Annotated in this window: 17 protein-coding genes and 1 pseudogene; 14 read left to right on the forward strand and 4 right to left on the reverse strand. The window is 53.7% G+C overall.

Annotated features, from left to right (window positions below; all coding sequences use genetic code 11):
• Positions 1-27: 27 nt before the first annotated feature.
• Positions 28-693 carry a Bax inhibitor-1/YccA family protein gene (locus tag NP596_RS13610; RefSeq protein ID WP_256615926.1) on the reverse strand — a complete coding sequence of 222 codons (666 nt, stop codon included), beginning with the start codon at positions 691-693 and terminating at the stop codon, positions 28-30.
• 124 nt (positions 694-817) lie between these two features.
• On the opposite strand from NP596_RS13610, the gene NP596_RS13615 reads away from it, so the two are divergent.
• From NP596_RS13615 to NP596_RS13630, 4 genes are all read left to right on the forward strand, one after another.
• On the forward strand, positions 818-1228 hold the full coding sequence (locus NP596_RS13615) for a group II truncated hemoglobin (RefSeq protein ID WP_256615927.1): 411 nt from the start codon (positions 818-820) through the stop codon (positions 1226-1228).
• Positions 1212-1958 carry a M48 family metallopeptidase gene (locus NP596_RS13620; protein ID WP_256615928.1) on the forward strand — a complete coding sequence of 249 codons (747 nt, stop codon included), beginning with the start codon at positions 1212-1214 and terminating at the stop codon, positions 1956-1958. The genes NP596_RS13615 and NP596_RS13620 overlap by 17 nt, the downstream gene beginning before the upstream one ends.
• Entirely contained in the window at positions 1958-2437 is a 480-nt protein-coding gene (locus tag NP596_RS13625; protein WP_256615929.1) for a protein disulfide oxidoreductase, read from the forward strand. The genes NP596_RS13620 and NP596_RS13625 overlap by 1 nt, the downstream gene beginning before the upstream one ends.
• Before the next feature lie 186 nt (positions 2438-2623).
• Complete coding sequence (locus tag NP596_RS13630) at positions 2624-5980, forward strand: EAL domain-containing protein (protein WP_256615930.1); 3357 nt, start codon at positions 2624-2626, stop codon at positions 5978-5980.
• Between the two features lie 57 nt (positions 5981-6037).
• Here the strand turns inward: NP596_RS13630 and NP596_RS13635 are convergent, their stop codons facing one another.
• On the reverse strand, positions 6038-7087 hold the full coding sequence (locus NP596_RS13635) for a threonine aldolase family protein (protein ID WP_256615931.1): 1050 nt from the start codon (positions 7085-7087) through the stop codon (positions 6038-6040).
• Between the two features lie 291 nt (positions 7088-7378).
• Here NP596_RS13635 and NP596_RS13640 point away from each other — a divergent pair, with 291 nt between their 5' ends.
• Positions 7379-7771, forward strand: coding sequence for a hypothetical protein (locus NP596_RS13640; RefSeq protein WP_256615932.1), 393 nt, complete (start codon positions 7379-7381; stop codon positions 7769-7771).
• Positions 7772-8361: 590 nt separating this feature from the next.
• On the opposite strand, the gene NP596_RS13645 is transcribed toward NP596_RS13640, so the two are convergent.
• A complete protein-coding gene (locus tag NP596_RS13645) occupies positions 8362-9156 on the reverse strand; it encodes an RMD1 family protein (protein WP_256615933.1) in 795 nt (264 codons plus the stop codon).
• 104 nt (positions 9157-9260) lie between these two features.
• On the opposite strand from NP596_RS13645, the gene aroG reads away from it, so the two are divergent.
• From aroG to NP596_RS13680, 7 genes are all read left to right on the forward strand, one after another.
• On the forward strand, positions 9261-10340 hold the full coding sequence (gene aroG / locus NP596_RS13650; RefSeq protein WP_256615934.1) for a 3-deoxy-7-phosphoheptulonate synthase AroG: 1080 nt from the start codon (positions 9261-9263) through the stop codon (positions 10338-10340).
• Between the two features lie 4 nt (positions 10341-10344).
• Positions 10345-11322: a sulfur carrier protein ThiS gene (gene thiS, locus NP596_RS13655; RefSeq protein WP_256615935.1), complete on the forward strand. Its 978-nt coding sequence runs from the start codon at positions 10345-10347 to the stop codon at positions 11320-11322.
• Positions 11323-11554: 232 nt separating this feature from the next.
• Positions 11555-11749: a (2Fe-2S)-binding protein gene (locus NP596_RS13660; RefSeq protein WP_256615936.1), complete on the forward strand. Its 195-nt coding sequence runs from the start codon at positions 11555-11557 to the stop codon at positions 11747-11749.
• Between the two features lies 1 nt (position 11750).
• Positions 11751-12071, forward strand: coding sequence for a hypothetical protein (locus NP596_RS13665; protein WP_256615937.1), 321 nt, complete (start codon positions 11751-11753; stop codon positions 12069-12071).
• A gap of 175 nt (positions 12072-12246) precedes the next feature.
• The gene (locus tag NP596_RS13670) at positions 12247-12621 is read left to right on the forward strand and encodes a restriction endonuclease (RefSeq protein WP_256615938.1); all 375 of its coding nucleotides are present in this window, start codon (positions 12247-12249) and stop codon (positions 12619-12621) included.
• Between the two features lie 67 nt (positions 12622-12688).
• Positions 12689-13378, forward strand: coding sequence for a tRNA (guanosine(46)-N7)-methyltransferase TrmB (gene trmB, locus NP596_RS13675; protein WP_256615939.1), 690 nt, complete (start codon positions 12689-12691; stop codon positions 13376-13378).
• 115 nt (positions 13379-13493) lie between these two features.
• Positions 13494-14966, forward strand: coding sequence for a polysaccharide biosynthesis C-terminal domain-containing protein (locus NP596_RS13680; RefSeq protein WP_256615940.1), 1473 nt, complete (start codon positions 13494-13496; stop codon positions 14964-14966).
• 731 nt (positions 14967-15697) lie between these two features.
• Here the strand turns inward: NP596_RS13680 and NP596_RS13685 are convergent.
• A complete protein-coding gene (locus NP596_RS13685; protein ID WP_256615941.1) occupies positions 15698-15826 on the reverse strand; it encodes a hypothetical protein in 129 nt (42 codons plus the stop codon).
• A 458-nt stretch (positions 15827-16284) separates the two neighbouring features.
• Between NP596_RS13685 and NP596_RS13690 the strand changes: the two genes are divergently transcribed.
• The gene (locus NP596_RS13690) at positions 16285-16959 is read left to right on the forward strand and encodes a transaldolase family protein (protein ID WP_256615942.1); all 675 of its coding nucleotides are present in this window, start codon (positions 16285-16287) and stop codon (positions 16957-16959) included.
• A gap of 131 nt (positions 16960-17090) precedes the next feature.
• Positions 17091-17339, forward strand: a pseudogene (locus NP596_RS13695) (F0F1 ATP synthase subunit beta); the annotation flags it as partial.

Consider the following 17339-nt stretch of genomic DNA (forward strand, 5'->3'; position numbering starts at 1 on the left):
CTTTTTTAATATCGGCGACTTTTTTAATCAGTCATCGCCGCCGAACACGCCCAATAACTGCAGCAAGCTGGTAAACAGGTTATACAACGACACATACAAGGACACGGTCGCCAGGATGTAGTTGGTTTCGCCGCCGTGGACGATTTCGCTGGTTTGATACAAAATCATACCCGACATCAGCAAGATAAACATGGCCGACACCGCCAAGGTCAAAGCGGGCAGCGAAAATACGATCGCCCCCAAACCGGCCAAAAACGCCACCAACACACCGACCATCAAAAAGCCGGCCATAAAGCTGAAATCCTTGCGGGTAGTCAGCGCATAGCCGGACAGTCCCAAAAAGATCGCCCCGGTGCCGCCCAGCGCGGTCAGAATCAATTCATGCCCGTTGCTGAAGGCCTGAACATACATGTTCAAAATAGGCCCCAAAGTCATCCCCATGAAACCGGTCAAGGCAAACACGAATACAATGCCCCAGGCACTGTTGCTGAATTTACCGGTCAAATACAGCAAGCCGAAATAACCGACCAGCGTCACGATCAGGCCGGGGTGCGGCAAATTCAATGCCATGGATAAGGCCGCCATCGCCGCGCTGAACAACAATGTCATCGACAGCAACAAATAAGTGTTTTTGAGAACTTTGTTAGTCTCCAGAATGCCGGCTTCCGAACGAACGGCAGTATTTAAACGCATGATAATGTCCTCCAAATAAAAATAAGTAACCGTTAGGACTGTGCAACCCCGGAAGAGTTTCCCTAAAATTGCCCGTCCATGCTGGTAGTATAAACAACAAACCACCCAGAGAGCGTAAATACCTATGTCGACACAAACGCCCTATGACTTTATAGGCGGAGAAGCAGCCATCCACAGCCTGGTGGATCGATTTTATTTTTACATGGATATTTTGCCGGAAGCGCAAGGCATACGGGCCATGCACCAGCCGAATCTGGCCTCGGCCAAGGACAAATTATTCAAGTTTTTATCCGGCTGGCTGGGCGGGCCCAATTTGTTTATCCAGGAATTCGGCCACCCCATGCTGCGCATGCGCCACTTCCCTTTCAAAATCGGCCCCTCGGAACGCGACCAATGGATGTTATGCATGAACAAGGCGCTGGCGGAAATCCCCATGGACCCGCGCTTGCACGACAATATTCAAACGGCGCTGCAACAATTGGCCACCCATATGATCAATCAGGAACCGGACGGCAGCATTGAAACCGCGCCCTAACGCATCCCCGGCCGACGACGTCCTCATCGCTTACCAAATACGCCGTAGCGGGCGGGCCCAAAAAACCCGTATCGTCGTCTCGGCGGGTAAAATCGAAGTGGTGGCGCCGTTAACAATACCGGAACAACGCATCCACGCTTTTGTAACCGCCCAACAGGCCTGGATTCGGGATGCGCTGAACCGCGTCCGGCAGCGCGCGCGGAATATCCCTTCGCTTGCGCCCGCCGTTTATACCGATGGCGCCCTGGTGCCGTTTCAAGGCCGGCAAGTCCCGCTGAGCGTCAAACCGACTTCGGCCAACCGTTTACGCGTGCAATTCACCGGCGAACGCTTTATGGTGTATTTTCCCGAAGCGATGGCGGACAGCGGTTCCGAACGCATCAAAACCACGCTGGAATCCTGGATGAAACTGCAAGCTCGCCAACTGGCCGAGCAATGGATAGACAAGCACAGTCCCACCCACCGCTTGGTACCGCGCGGCCTCCGTATCAAAACCCAAAAAAGCCGCTGGGGCAGCTGCGGCCCGCATAACGACATCAACCTGAACTGGTTGTTAATCTTGGCACCGCCGCCGATCATGGAATATGTGCTGGTACACGAACTCTGCCACATCCGCCATAAAAACCACTCCCGGGATTTCTGGCAACTGGTCGCCGCCCATCTGCCGGATTACTTGCAACATCGCCAGTGGCTGAAACAGCACGGCGCCGGCCTGATGCGAGGCTTATGATGCTGAAAAAGTCGGCGTTTTATATGTTTGCGGCCTTATTCGTGTTCGGCGGGCAATTTTTGCTGACCCGAGGCTTGGCGACCGGTCAACCGCCGCCGATTGAGCACGCTACGCTGTCGAACCGAAACCCCATGCCGATGATTGCCGAAGGCCCGGCGGTCATTTATTTCTGGGCGGAGTGGTGCGGCGTTTGCCGAGGCATGCAAGGCAATGTGAGCGAGGTATTGCGGGATATTCCCGGCATCACCGTTGCTGTGCGCTCCGGCGATAATCGGCGGCTTGAAGAGTACCTGCAAAAAAACCGACTCGAGTGGGCGGTCGTCAACGATAGGGATGGCGGCATCAGCCGACAGTACGGCGTACAGGCGGTGCCTGCGTTGTTTTTCGTTAACGGCCAAGGCCGTATCGTCTTTACCAGCGTCGGCTATACCAGCGAATGGGGGTTACGCTTCAGGCTGTGGTTAACCGGCTTGCTTTAAAGCCCGATTGGGTGTATTTAATTCCCTTCAAAACCCTTAGGAGCTGGTCGGTAATAATTTCCCAAAACCTAAACTTATGGCTCCCGCGTGGAACGTGGGAGCCATAAGCGGAAGTTATTTTTGGCGAAATCCTTAGAATCATTATCCAACCCGTCTGCAAATACTTAACGCCACCCGGTAACCGCCGTGCCCGATCATCGCTCCGACCAAAACATCCGCCTGGGCCTAATGCCGCCGCTAACCGGCTTGGTGGGTATGTATGGCGCTGAAATTGTGCGGGCGGCGCAAATCGCCTGCAATGAAATCAACCAACAGGGCGGACTGCTGGGCAAAAAACTGGAACTCGTCGTCGAAGACGACGGCAGCTGGCCGGGCACGGCGGTTCCCGCCGCCTTGCGTCTGGTAAAAAACCACCGCTGCGCCGCCATTATCGGCAATCTGCTTTCCAATTCGCGCATCGCCGTCGCCCACCAGGTGGCAGAACCGTTTCGCATCCCCTATTTGAATTTCTCCTTTTACGAGGGCAGCATTTTCAGCCGCTATTTTTTCCATTTCGCGGCCCTGCCCAACCAACAGATCGACAAAATGATACCGGCCATGGCCAAGCGCTACGGCTTAAAGATGTATTTTGCCGGCAGTAATTACGAATGGCCCCGCGGCTCGATCGATGCGGCCAAACAAGCTCTCAGCCGCCTGGACGGGGATGTGGTCGGCGAGGATTATCTATCCATCAATGCGGATGCCGCGGAAATCGAACAGTTATTGCAAAAAGTGGCGCGCTCGGGGGCCGACGTATTCGTACCCTATTTTGCCGGCGTCGATCAAATTGCCCTGCTGAACCGCTTCTGCGAAATAGGCTTGAAACAGCGCATGGCCGTCATGATGGGGCATTTCGACGAAACCCTGGCGCAACAGCTGTTACCCGAGGTGCGGGAAGGCTTTTATGCCAGCAACACTTATTTCATGTCGCTGGATACCCCGCAAAACCACCAATACCTGGAACAACTGGCCACGCTGCCGGGCGTAAACGGCATTTGGCCTCACGGCAACGGCGTAGCCACCAATTTTAGCGAAGCCGCCTACATTTGCGTGCATGCCTTTGCGGACGCCGTGCAACGTTGCGGACAAACGGAGGCGGCGGCTCTTATCGAAGCCCTGGAAACCGCCAGCATTCTGGCGCCGCAAGGTTGGGTGCAGATGGATGCCAAAACCCACCATGCCTGCGTCAATACTTTTTTGGCGCGCAGCAATAAAGACGGCAGCTTCAGCATCATCGAACGTTTCGGCAATATCCCGCCGGAAATCCCCAACCGTTACCAAAATCAAACGCCCGCCAACCGGGAAGCGGCCCTTTCGGCGTCTCTTTTGGAGCAAGTCAATGCCGAAGCGGAAATCAGCCTGAGCAAGCTGAGCGCTTCTCAACAAATCCTTTCCCTTGCCGACATGGCCATCCTGGCCACCGACGAAACCGGCATCATTCATGAAGCAAACCCCAATGCCTGCGAATTGTTCGGCTACAATGCCGAGGAAATGCGCGGCATGTCCGTGCATATACTGGTACCGCCGCATTTGCGCCAACGGCATGCGGACATGGTGCACCGCTTTGTTCAGGGCGACGAAACCGAGCGGCCCATGTCGCAACGCGGCGAAGTCACCGGTTACCGCAAAGACGGCTCGTTTTTCCCCCTGGAGGCCTCGATCGGCAAATTCCGCACCGGCGGCCAGTGGATACTGGTCGTCACCATGCGGGACATCTCCGAGCAAAAACGCAAACAGGTCGACCTGTTGTGGCAGGCCACCCACGACCCCCTCACCGGCCTGCCGAATCGGAATCTGATTCACGACCGTCTCAACCATGCGCTGCAGCGCAGCCGCCGGCAGGGCCTGAGTCTGGCGCTACTATTCGTCGATCTGGACGGCTTTAAACTGATCAACGATACCTACGGCCACAAAACCGGCGACCAGTTATTAAAAACCGTCGGCAATCAACTCATCGACATGGTGCGGCCCGGCGATACCGTGGCCCGCTTATCCAGCGACGAATTCGTCATTCTTTGCGAACAACTGGAGCAGCCGACCTCGATTTCCGCCTTAGCCGAACGCATTAATTACATTTTACGCCAGCCCGCCGAACTGGACGGCCAGCAGCTGTATCTGAGCGCCAGTATCGGCATTGCCGTTGGCCACGGTTCTACCCATTCCGCCGACGACCTGTTGCGGGCCGCAGACACCGCCATGTACGAGGTCAAAGAGCAAGGCCGGGACGGCTGGCATTTTTTCAACGCCGGCTTGGAGGAAAAAGTACGCAAAAAACTGTCGATTTCCAACGGCTTGCGCCTAGCAATCGAGCGGCGGGAACTGTCGGTGCGCTTTCAACCCATCGTCGACGCCCTCGGCACCCGCATCGTCGGCGCCGAAATGCTGCTGCGCTGGCATCCCGCCGAAGGGCCTATTTCGCCCGCCGTATTTATTCCGATTGCCGAAATGACCGGCAGCATCGTCCCCATAGGCGCCTGGGTATTCGCCCAGGCATGCCAAGCGGAAGCCGAGTGGCGACGCCGTTGGGGCGAACGGGCGCCGGCCTATATTTCCGTGAACGTCTCCGCTCGCCAGTTAAATGAAAAAAATCTGCTGGATGAGGTTAAGGACACGATCGCAACCCATGCCAGCGATCCTGCCCGCATCCTGCTGGAAATAACCGAAACAGCCTTGATGGCGGACATCGATACCAATCTGAGAATGTTGCGCGGCCTGGCCGATTTAGGGTTTCGGGTCGCCATCGACGACTTCGGCACCGGTTATTCATCCTTGGCGCAATTGACCAAGCTGCCCGTCAATGTGCTGAAAATCGACAAGGCATTTATCGACGGTATTGCGCACCGGCCCGAAAGCCGGGCGGTAGTCAAAGCGGTCATCGGGCTAGGGCGGGCATTGGGCCTGAAAATGATAGCCGAAGGCGTGGAGAACCCTGCGCAATTATTGGAATTGCGTAATTTCGGTTGCGACTTCGTGCAAGGCTATTTATTTTATAGGCCATTGGAAAAAAACCAATTTATCGATGCTGTCGAGCAGAGTTTCGAAACAGGCGGTCAACACTATGAGCCGCCGTTATTTTTTCTGCTCTATACCAGCCAAGCCGCGTCCGGCCTGGATCAAAACCATATCGCCGCATTATTGGAACAAACCCGCTCGGCTAACCGCGGCCGGGGCATTACCGGCTGCCTGTTGCACCAGGACGGCTATTTCATGCAATACCTGGAAGGCGACAGGCAAAATGTGTTGGCATTGTTGGAGAAAATCCAACAAGACCCGCGCCACTGCAACTTTAACGTCATTTTGCAAGGCTCCGAATACCACCGGGTGTTTCCCGAATGGAGCATGGGATTCCGCGAAATAGGCCGCCAACTCGACCACATTGTTTTTCCGGATCGATGCAAACACCCATTCAGCCTGATGGAATTGGCCCAGGATCCTCGAACCAGCTACATTTATATCACCTCGTTTCGGGAAACCGGACAACACGACAGCGATTGTTCCGCATAGCGGCAATGTCGGCGCGGCGCAAAACCGAACCGCCCGATTGCCGCCGCCCATCCCGCTTCAACCCAAAATTTCGATAAACCGGTCGACCTGCCCTGCTTGGGTGGCGAAACTGGCGACTAGGCGCAGCAACACTTCATTTTCCCCTAGCAGCGCCTGCCCGGAGTGGGGCGGATTCCAGGCATAAAACACGGCGCCCTGCCGCTTGAGGTCATCGGCGCGGCCTTTATCCATAATGCAAAAAACCTCGTTGGCTTCGGCTTCCCAAGCCAATCGGGCATGCCGGGAAGACCTGATACCGTTTTGCAGGCACCGCCCCATGTCATTGGCATGCCGGGCCAGTTCCAGCCAGAGGCCGTCCGCCAAATACGCGTCGAACTGGCTGGCGATAAAACGGGTTTTGGAAAACAGCTGCGCGGCCCGTTTACGGATAAAGGGCAAATCCCTGGCCATGTCGGGCCGCATAAACACCAGCGCTTCCGCGCACCAGCAGCCGTTTTTGGTGGCGCCGAACGAAACGATATCGACGCCGAGTTTCCAGCTCAATGCCGCCGGCGAGCAATTTAAGGCGACCAGTGCGTTGGCGAAACGCGCTCCATCCATGTGTAAAGGCAGTTGCATATCTTCGGCGATCTTTGCGATCGCCATGATTTCATCCGGCCGGTAAAGAGTACCGATTTCCGTGGCCTGGGTAATGGATATGGCCATGGGCTGGCCGGTGTGGACGAATCCCGGCGGAAAACGCTTGATCTCGGCCAACAGGTTGCGCGGATCGATTTTACCGTTTTCGCCATCCACGGGCGCCAGACGGGCGCCGTGGGTAAAAAACTCCGGCGCCCCGCATTCATCCTCAATCAAATGCGCTTCCCGATGGCAAAAGGCGACGCCTCCCGGCCGGTTTACCGCCGCCAACGCCAAGGAATTTGCCGCCGTCCCCGTCCCTACAAAGAAAACCGCGACTTCCCGTTCGAAGATGTCATTGAATTTTTGCTCAACCAGCCGGTCCAGTTCGCTGGCGCCATAGGGCGCGGAAAAGCCTTCCGCTTCCTCCAGCAGACGCCGCGCAATGGCGGGGTGAGCCCCCGCCCAATTGTCCGATCCAAAAATCATAGCAACCGCCAATATCGCTTAATTAACATTTTATATTCCGGAGCATTCGTTACCGCTCTGCCCATGTCCGCTTTTTATCGCAAGGATACGACCCGATATACCCCCGTGCGTCAAACTCCCGCTTATTCCGCTTTTGTAAATTACCTGCCGACTGTTTCCTAAGCGGCGGAAAAATCGCTTGTTTATCCGCCGGAAATCTTAATCCAATCATAATCAAAACTTCATACGATTTTAAGGCGGCGTCCGTAGAATTTAGCTTAAGCCAATCCGTTCAACCCTAGGATTTTTTAAATGTTCGAACCCGTCAAAGCGATACTCTTGAGTTGCCTGATTTCATCCGCCGCGCTGGCTGACGACGACGATTGGGACGGTTATCGCGGACATGGCGGCGGCCATCACCATCACGGACATCATCATTATTATCCGCCGGCACCGCGCCTGTATTATCGGGAAGACGTTGTTTATGTACCCGAACGGGTCGTGGAATACGTCCCGATGCCGCAACCCTATTATGCGCCGCCTCCACCCGCTACCTATGGCTATTACGATCAACGCACGCCTCGGGGATTGGTTGGCGGTTTAATCGGTAGCGCAATGGGTTACGAAATGGGCAGGGGCGACCCCTTGGCGGCGGGAATCGGGGCGGCGGCCGGCTCCTGGTTAGGCAACGGCATGGGCCGCTAATGAAAAACGCAGACGTTTCGAAACAAGACTTGCCAGCGAACGGACATACGGCGGTTAATTGAACTAAACCGTACGACTTTCTAAAGTGCTTTTATTAAATAACCAAATAATAAATACTTATGAAAACCAAAATTACACACAATAAAGATATTTATAAAGCGGTAAGCTATGCCGCGCTACTACTGGGTTTGTCGCTTCCCCTGTCAATATTGGTCATGCGGATATTTAATTTCATGCTTGGCCAGCATACTATTTAATGAAGCCTATTAATTTAAATTATTTACGCCGTTAAAATTCATATCGCCGGCGGCAAGCCTTATTATTGGAGCGAACAATTTCAGGGCGTTTTATTGTTGATAATTTAAAGAGTTACAAAAACAAAGTCTTGAGCTAAAAAAATATTTAAGGGAATCGATATTTTTGATGCAAATATTGAGTCATACGATATTGATAAGACTGGGCGGATTCAAAACATGAGCGCAAAATTTGTTTTAGCACTCATGGCTAAATTGACAGGCAGGTATAAATTCAATTGCCGTCACTTATGGTGAAAACTCAGTCGTCTTCAATTGGCCGACAAAAGCCGACCATCAAACCAGCTTGTCCAACAGCGACATCACGATCTCCACCGCGATCAGCCAGATAATGATCCATTCCAGCGCGGACGAATGCTGGTGCTTTTGTTCGTCGGCGAGCATTTCCAGCAGTTCGTGGATGGTTTCCAGTTTTTTCGACAGCACCTCGGTGCGCTGGCTGATTTCCAGATAATTGGCGGCCATGGAATACATGTTTTGATACTCCGGGTGTTCCCAGAAAAATTCCGGCGTATCCAGCAAGTCGTAATTCAAGATGATGTCGCTCTTGGTCAAAAACAGCTGGCCGCGTATCTTGGCCATAGCCTTGCGATTCAGTTTGATGATGCCCTCCCGCGCCAGCGCCCGCGGCAAATAGCTGGTGGCGCGTATGGTGTCGATGGCGTGGCCTTCGAATGCGGCCAATTTGATGGACTGGGCCATGGCATGCGACAGCGCCAGCAATACCTTGACATCGTCGGACTGCAGCTCGATATGGTCGTGCTGAAAGCGGTCTTGCTCGCAGCCCACTTCATAGCTGAAGTTGTCTTCCTGCGGGTCGGCATAGGGATTGTTGGCATAATCCAGCAAAATCTCGCGCAAGCTTTGCCGATCATCCAGATTGACGTTCCAATGCACCACCACGCCGTAGGAAAACACCGCCGAACAGCCGGTTTTGTAGTCGACGATCAAGGCGTTTCTGAATACCTGGGTACGGGCGCTGTCCAACAGCTTTTCCCGCAGATTTGCAAACTGAAACGATTGCGCCAGACACACCGTTAGACAGTGTTTGATAGCCCTATTGTTTGACATGTCAATGTTTTCCGGTTTTGGTTCGGTATTAGTTTGTAACTCGGATTGGCAAAAGGGTTAAAATGACGGCTTTAGTCTACCAATAACGCTGATTGCTCTGTGCCATGCCAACTAACTATAACACCGATGATTTAAGAATTTGCGAAACCAAGGACGTGGTGGCGCCGATTCAGGTTCATGAAGAAATTCCGATGACCGAAAAGGCGGCGGAAACCATTTTGCATGCCCGGGCGGCGATTCACAATATTCTGACCGGCGAGGACGACCGCTTGCTGGTCATTATCGGCCCTTGTTCGATACACGACCCCAAAGCGGCGGTGGAATACGCCGGCCGCCTAAAAGGCATTATGGACGAGTTGCAAGACGATCTGGTCATCGTCATGCGGGTCTACTTCGAAAAGCCGCGTACCACGGTAGGCTGGAAGGGCCTGATCAACGACCCGGATTTGAATGCCAGCTTTAACATCAACAAAGGCCTGCGCATGGCCCGGCAGCTGTTGTCCGATGTGAATAACCTGGGCGTGCCGGCCGCCACCGAATACCTGGATTTGATCACCCCGCAATATGTATCCGATCTGATTTCCTGGGGTGCCATCGGCGCCCGCACCACCGAAAGCCAGGTACACCGCGAACTGGCGTCCGGCTTGTCCTGCCCGGTCGGGTTTAAAAACGCCACCGACGGCGGCATCAAAATCGCCATCGACGCCATCAACGCGGCGATGAGTCCGCACCACTTTCTATCCTTGACCAAGGAAGGCCGCTCGGCGATTTTTTCCACCCGCGGCAACGAAGACGCCCACATCATCCTGCGCGGCGGCAACAACCGGCCCAACTACGACGAAGTCAGCGTCGAGCAAGTCGCCGAAGGCCTGATCGAAGCCGGCCTGCGCCCCAACATCATGATCGATTTCAGCCACGCCAACAGCTCCAAAAAATACGAACGGCAAATGCTGGTGGCGCAAGATGTGGCGGGGCAAATTCGCCAGGGCGACCACCGCATCATCGGCGCCATGGTGGAAAGCCATTTGGTGGCCGGCCGCCAGGAAGTCGAAGACGGCAAGCCGTTAACCTACGGCCAAAGCATCACCGACGCTTGCCTGGGCTGGGACGACAGCATCAAACTACTTCACGATCTGGCCGGCGCCGTGCAGCGTCGCCGCGCCGCTAAGCAAAACAAGGTTTAACAGCATGAAAATACAGGTTAATGGCGATAGCCGGGAATATGGAGACAACTGCACCGTGGCCGATGTGATCGCCGATTTGGGCTTGACCGGTAAACGCATTGCCGTGGAATTGAACATGGAAATTCTGCCGTTTACCCGGCACGCCGCCCAACCCATCCATGACGGCGACAGGCTGGAAATCGTCCAGGCCATCGGCGGCGGACAGGACGATTATTTCACGCTGGCCGGCAAGCAGTACCGTTCGCGCCTGCTGGTCGGCACCGGCAAATATAAGGACCTGGAAGAAACCCGTTTGGCCACCGAAGCCAGCGGCGCGGAAATCGTCACGGTGGCCATCCGCCGCACCAACATCGGCCAAAATCCCGGCGAACCCAATTTGCTGGACGTGATTTCGCCGGACAAGTACACCATCCTGCCCAATACCGCCGGCTGCTACACCGCCGAGGACGCGGTGCGCACCTGCCGCTTGGCCCGCGAACTGTTGGGCGGCCACAAACTGGTCAAACTGGAAGTGTTGGCCGACCAACTGACCTTGTTTCCCGACGTATCGGAAACCTATGTGGCGGCCGAATTACTGGTCAAGGACGGTTTCGACGTGATGGTGTATACCAATGACGATCCCATCGCCGCCAAACGCCTGGAAGAGATCGGCTGTGTGGCGGTAATGCCATTGGCCGCGCCGATCGGTTCCGGTCTGGGTATCCGTAACCCGTACAACATTCTGACTATCGTCGAAAACGCCAAGGTGCCGATTCTGGTCGACGCCGGCGTCGGCACTGCCTCCGATGCGGCGATTGCCATGGAACTGGGTTGCGACGGCGTATTGATGAACACCGCCATTGCCGCCGCGAAGAACCCGGTACTAATGGCTTCGGCGATGAAAAAAGGCATAGAAGCCGGCCGCGAAGCCTTCCTGGCCGGCCGCATGCCGCGCAAACGCTTTGCTTCCGCTTCTTCGCCGATTGACGGGTTGTTTTTGTAACTAATCAGGCCAGTGTTTGAAGCCGGTTCCATTATCGTGGACTTAGCCATTTCGCTGGTCGACCTGTTAATTGAGATAGTCCGGCTTTGCCTGAAGTTTGTATTACGCTGTCTGGGTTACTCAGATACCCGCAGTGCAAAAGTCATTAATAACTTGGGCTGGATCAGTTTAGCAATCTTAATTGGGTTTTTAGTTTTTCTCGTTATCAGATTTAATTAAATAGAAGTCGCTTATGAACGATGAAACCGAAGTGCTGTGCTACTGCAGCGGCACCACAACCGGGCAAATCAGAAAACTGCTAGACGAAGGCATCAGCGATCCTGAACGGATATCCCGCATTACCGGCACCTTGTCCGGCTGCGGCGGCTGCGAATTCGACCTGCAAGCATTGTTGGACAGCCATAAAACGGCTGCAACCGAGAACTGAAATGGCCTGTTGCGACGATCCCACCGAATTGCCGAGAATGGACCGCCGCGAGTTGATCCGCCTGCAGGAGCAATACGGCGACTTGGTGCGGGATTTATTTACCGAAGATCCTGAAAAAGTCATTCTAAAATTGTTGAACAATAGCAGCGCCTACCTGACGGAACTGGCCGCGTTGCGGGCGCACCACCCTTCGGTCAGAATGAAAGCCATCGATTTGCTGGAAAAACCCAGCCTGTCCGTGCTGCGGCAAATTGCGCAAAAAGAGCCGGCATCGGCGTTTGGGTTGGCGGCGCAAGCGCGTTTAGATGCTCTTGCACGGTAGGCCGAAATAAGCCGATAGGCGTTTCCGGATGGATTCGATTGCCGGAAACGCTTACGCTTATTCCGGCCTACCCGACTAAGGCGACATCCCGTAGCCCGGATGCAATCCGGGATTGATAGTCTTAATCCCCGGATTACGCTGTGCTTCATCCGGGCTACTTGCTTTTAAGGTATCGGTGAATATTGTGCGCGAATTGTTTGGTGTGATGGCTGCGCAAGGAGCAACCGGGGGATTCGTCGTAACGTCAGGTATTTTTACAAAAGAGGCATCCGCTTTTGCGCAAGGACGGAATATCGAGTTAATCGACGGTGCTGCGCTCACATTGATGATAGATAGCGCAAAAGCGGCCCGAACTCAACGGATACATCTCGATGTTTCATACTCGCAGCCGAGTATAGCTAAACCTATTTTTAACATCGAAAATCCGTCTTGCCCAAAATGTGGCTGTGTCATGGTAAAGCGCACCGCCACGAAAGGCGCTAATGCAGGAGGGGCTTTTTGGGGATGTTCTGCATTTCCAAAGTGTCGCGGCGTGAGAAATATTGGATAACTCATTAACTGATTTTCGCTTCATATTATTCAGTTTCGGCAATTAGACTTCCAACAAGCAACATCTTATGAACGAACCCCAAAAAATCGACCCAGCCCGCATCAAAAGCTTCATCCGCCGCCAAGGCCGTGCCACGGCGGGCCAAAAGCAGGCGCTGGAAAACCATTGGGATAAATACTGTTTGCCGCCGGAACAAGGCTTTGATACCAGTCAGGTATTTGGCCGGCAAGTACCGCTGATAGTCGAGATCGGTTTCGGCAACGGCGACAGTCTGGCGGCGATGGCGGAAGCCAATCCCGGGATAAATTACCTCGGGATTGAGGTACACCGGCCAGGCGTCGGACATTTGATCATGTTGCTGGAGCAACGCGGCATCGGCAATGTGAGGATTTATCACCACGATGCCATCGAAATTTTGGAACAGAAAATCCCCGACCAAAGCCTCGCCGGCCTGCACCTGTTTTTCCCCGATCCCTGGCACAAGCGCCGCCACCATAAACGCCGCATCGTGCGCCCCAGCTTTCTGGAATTATTGAATAAAAAATTGGTGGCCGGAGGTTATTTTCATGCCGCCACCGACTGGCGGGATTATGCCAAGGATATGTTGAACACCTTGTCGGCCGATAGCGGCCTGAAAAACACCAGCCCGACCGGCGACTATTGCCCGCGCCCGGATTATCGACCATTGACCAAATTCGAAAACCGTGGACTCAGACTGGGTCACGGGGTTTGGGATTTGATTTTTAGCAAACTTTAGCCGGAATGCTCTGCATTCACCTTCGGATTGGCCCCGAGTCTAGCGGAGTACAAACCCAGGTTTGTACTCCGGGGTGTTGCGATTTTCACAGTCACCATTCCTGGAAGCTACCCGCTTGAATCCTTTACGCCAACTTATTTCCCAAACCGCCATTTACGGCCTCAGCAGCATACTCGGCCGCTTTTTGAATTATCTGCTGGTGCCGCTGTACACCTATACCTTCAGCGCCGCCGAATACGGCGTGGTGTCCGAGTTTTACGCCTATGCCGGTTTTTTTGCGGTGTTGCTGGTGTTCGGTCTGGAAACCGGTTATTTCCGCTTCCGGCAAAAGCCGGAATACGCCGGCACGGAGGTCTATAGCAGCGGTTTAAGTTTTTTAACGCTGATCAATCTGTGCTTTGTCGCCGGAGTTTGGCTTTGGCAACAGCCGTTGGCGGATGCGCTGCGTTATCCCGACTATCCGGAATATTTGCTCTGGTTCGCCTGCATCCTGGCGCTGGACGCCGTCACCGCATTGCCGTTCGCCCGCCTGCGGGCGGAAAACCGGGCCTGGCGTTTTGCCGGCATCCGCATGGCGGAGATTTTCATCACCATAGGCTTGAATCTGTTTTTTCTGTTGCTATGCCCGAAGTTGCCGGCATTGTGGCCGGATTCGGTACTGACGGAAATCTACAACCCTAACCTTGGCGTCGGCTATATCTTTTTGTCGAATCTGATCGCCAGCATCTGCAAGCTGTTGTTATTGCTACCGGAATTTCGAGCGGTACCGCTACGGTTCGATTTTAGCATCCTGGGGCCGATGGGACGTTATTCCCTACCCATGGTAGTGATAGGCTTCGCCGGCATGGTCAACGAAATGCTGGATCGGGCGATTTTGAAAATCATGCTGCCCTACGATTTAACCACCAATTTAAAAATGCTGGGTATTTACGGCGCCTGCTACAAACTGTCGATTTTGATGAGCCTGTTCGTACAGGCGTTTCGTTATGCCGGCGAACCGTTTTTCTTTTCCTACGCCGGCCGCGCCGATGCCAAGCGCGCTTATGCCTTGGTGATGCAGTATTTCGTCATAGCCGGCGTATTCATCTTTTTGCTGGTGATGCTGTATATCGACCTGTTTAAATATTTCATCGGCGCGGAATTTCGCGCCGGCTTGGCCGTGGTGCCGATTTTGCTGCTGGCCAACCTGTGTCTGGGGGTTTATGTAAATCTGTCGGTTTGGTACAAACTCGGCGACCGCACAGGTCTGGGCGCTTGGGTATCCTTGGCCGGCGCGGCATTGACCATAGCGCTGAATATTTTGTGGATTCCGCGGTGGGGCTATGTGGGTTCGGCCTGGGCGACGCTGGCCTGTTATTTTTTCATGGTTTGCCTGTCCTGGTTATTGGGCCGCCGTTATTATCCGGTGGCTTATCCGCTAGGCAAAATCGGCAGTTATTTAGCGCTGGGCTTGGCTTTGTACTTCGCCAATAATTATCTATTGCTGTACTTACGCTGGAATGTCTGGCTCAGCGGCACCTTGGGATTGATGATTTATGCCGGCATTGTCGGCATATTTGACGTGCGCCCCCTTCTAAAACGACGTTAGCCGACCATCACGCACCAAAACAATGCAATTTGACGCACTATCAGGCTATGACCGACAAAAACTGACACCTATGTCATGACCAAAGCGACCTATTTTGTCACCCCAAAACGCTTTATGCGCTGAAAGCCAAGGCCCTACTTGCATTTTTCAATGACTCGAGCTTGCTGGCATCTTCCTTGCGTTATTAATCGTAACCAAGCCCTTTAGCAGCCGGCGTTATAAACATGCCGATTAACTCGTCCGCCGATGTACACAGCCGGGACAGCGCAATCATAAAAACGGGGACCGGGTTAATACAACATGATTCAGGTAAAACACGGATTCGCTTTACTCGGCAAAAACAATTATTCGGGTGACCCCAATGAACAGCAAATTCGACAAAGCCAGCCCATTTAAAAATGCCAAAGCTGGATTTCAACTAAATCCCGGCTATATTTACGATATAGATTTAATCATCCAAGCGAAAAACCGGCAAAACTCGGACGCTAAAACCAACCCGCCCGCTGAACAAAAGCGCTCGTAAGGTTAAGGATGGGCGGGTTGGTTTAGGGTATCGCCGGTTGTTGAATTGGGGGATCGCTTATTACATGCCTGCATAATCGGCCATGTTTGAAACGAAACGATTTTGAGAAAGTGCTTCGCTCATAAAGCTGGGACGCACATTAACCGACTGGTTAGAAAATCTTTACCAGTCGGTTTTTTTTGACTAGGCCTTGGCGTAAAGATGATGGCTACTGTTCCGTCTCGCCGCTGTGCCAAGCTTCCGAAGCAATTTCCGCCAGTTCTTTAACCAGCCCCAACAAAAACCGTACACCGCCATAAGCCAAGCCGGCCAATACTAATATGGTTAAAAATTTCATGGCATCCCCCCTCCAAAACCGATGGATATGTTAAGAGTTTGCCAGCTTCAGGATAAAACTCAATAGCGTATTTAACCGCCTTCGCCGACGGATGTTGCCGAATTTTTCATAACCTAACTTAAAACAAGTTGTTGAAATAATTTATTAAAGTTAAATCGATGTAAAAAAATTACGCGGACGGCGGCTAAACCGATGATGAACATTGTTGAATTTATTGATTTTGCCGACTCGCTCACGGAAAAACCGCAGCTAAAATGAGTAGCCCGCCGTCTATTCCGTCTAAAGTCGTTACGAAAATGCTAGGCCCAGGCTGCACCGGTACAGGTCAATAAAATCAACAGCACGCCGCATTTCAGCAAAAACGCCGCCGATCGCTTCACTTTCCCGCGCCATTCACAGAGGTTCCCCGGTATACTGAGGCCATAAACTCTCGCTCCTTCCTTTAAAAAACCGCTTTTATGTTAGAACTTTATTTGGACAGCGCCAATTTGGCGGACATTAAAGACCTATCCCATGCCCTACCCTTGGCGGGCGTAACCACCAACCCCACCCTCATGGCCGCGGGCGGCATGGGCCTAAACCGCTTGCTGCCGGCATTAACGGATATATTGGGCGCAGAGGCCCGCTTCCATGTACAAGTGGTCGGCAACACGACCGACGGCATTATCGCCGAAGCCCGCAAGCTGCATGCTTTGCCGTTTGACATCGTGGTAAAAATCCCTGCCCATGCCGCCGGCCTGGCCGCCATCAAACAACTGAAAAAAACCGATGTGCCGATTCTGGCCACGGCGATTTACAACGTCCAGCAAGGCATGCTGGCGGCCCTGAACGGCGCCGATTATTTGGCTCCCTACGTGAACCGCATCGACAATCTGGGCTTCGATGGCATCAAGGTCGTCGGCGACCTGCAAGCATTCATCCACCAATATCAATTACCCGGCAAATTATTGGTGGCCAGCTTCAAAAATGTCCGGCAAGTTTTACAGGTACTGTCCCACGGCGTGCGGGCAGTGACATTACCTATCGATATTGCTCGGCAATTTCTGGCCACGCCAGCCACGGACACCGCGGTCGAGCAATTCAACCAGGACTGGCGCGCGGCTTTTGCCGATCGCTTATCCTACGAAGATTAAACCGGCCGCGGCAACCGAAAATGCCGATTGCCCGAATCCGCGGATAGAGTTAGGGTAAGCTATTTACCAGCAACGAACACCGCCATGATCATCAACTATTATCCGCAACGCCTCGCCAATCCATGAACGGCATGCCGGTACAGCCCTCTATCCCCGGCGGCTCGGTGACGGCGATCCGCGGCAGCGTGGTGGACGCCTATTTTCCCGCCGAGTTACCGGCGCTAAACCATGCCCTAAAAGCCGGCGATGCGGGGCAAGTGATCATCGAAGTCGTCGCCCATCAAAGCCCCACTCACGTGCGCGGCATCGCCCTTAACTCGACCCAGGGCCTGTCTCGCGGCGCACCCGTCGCCGATACCGGCCTGCCGTTGCGCGTACCG

Source organism: Methylomonas rivi (assembly GCF_024505165.1).
GTDB classification, from domain to species: domain Bacteria; phylum Pseudomonadota; class Gammaproteobacteria; order Methylococcales; family Methylomonadaceae; genus Methylomonas; species Methylomonas rivi.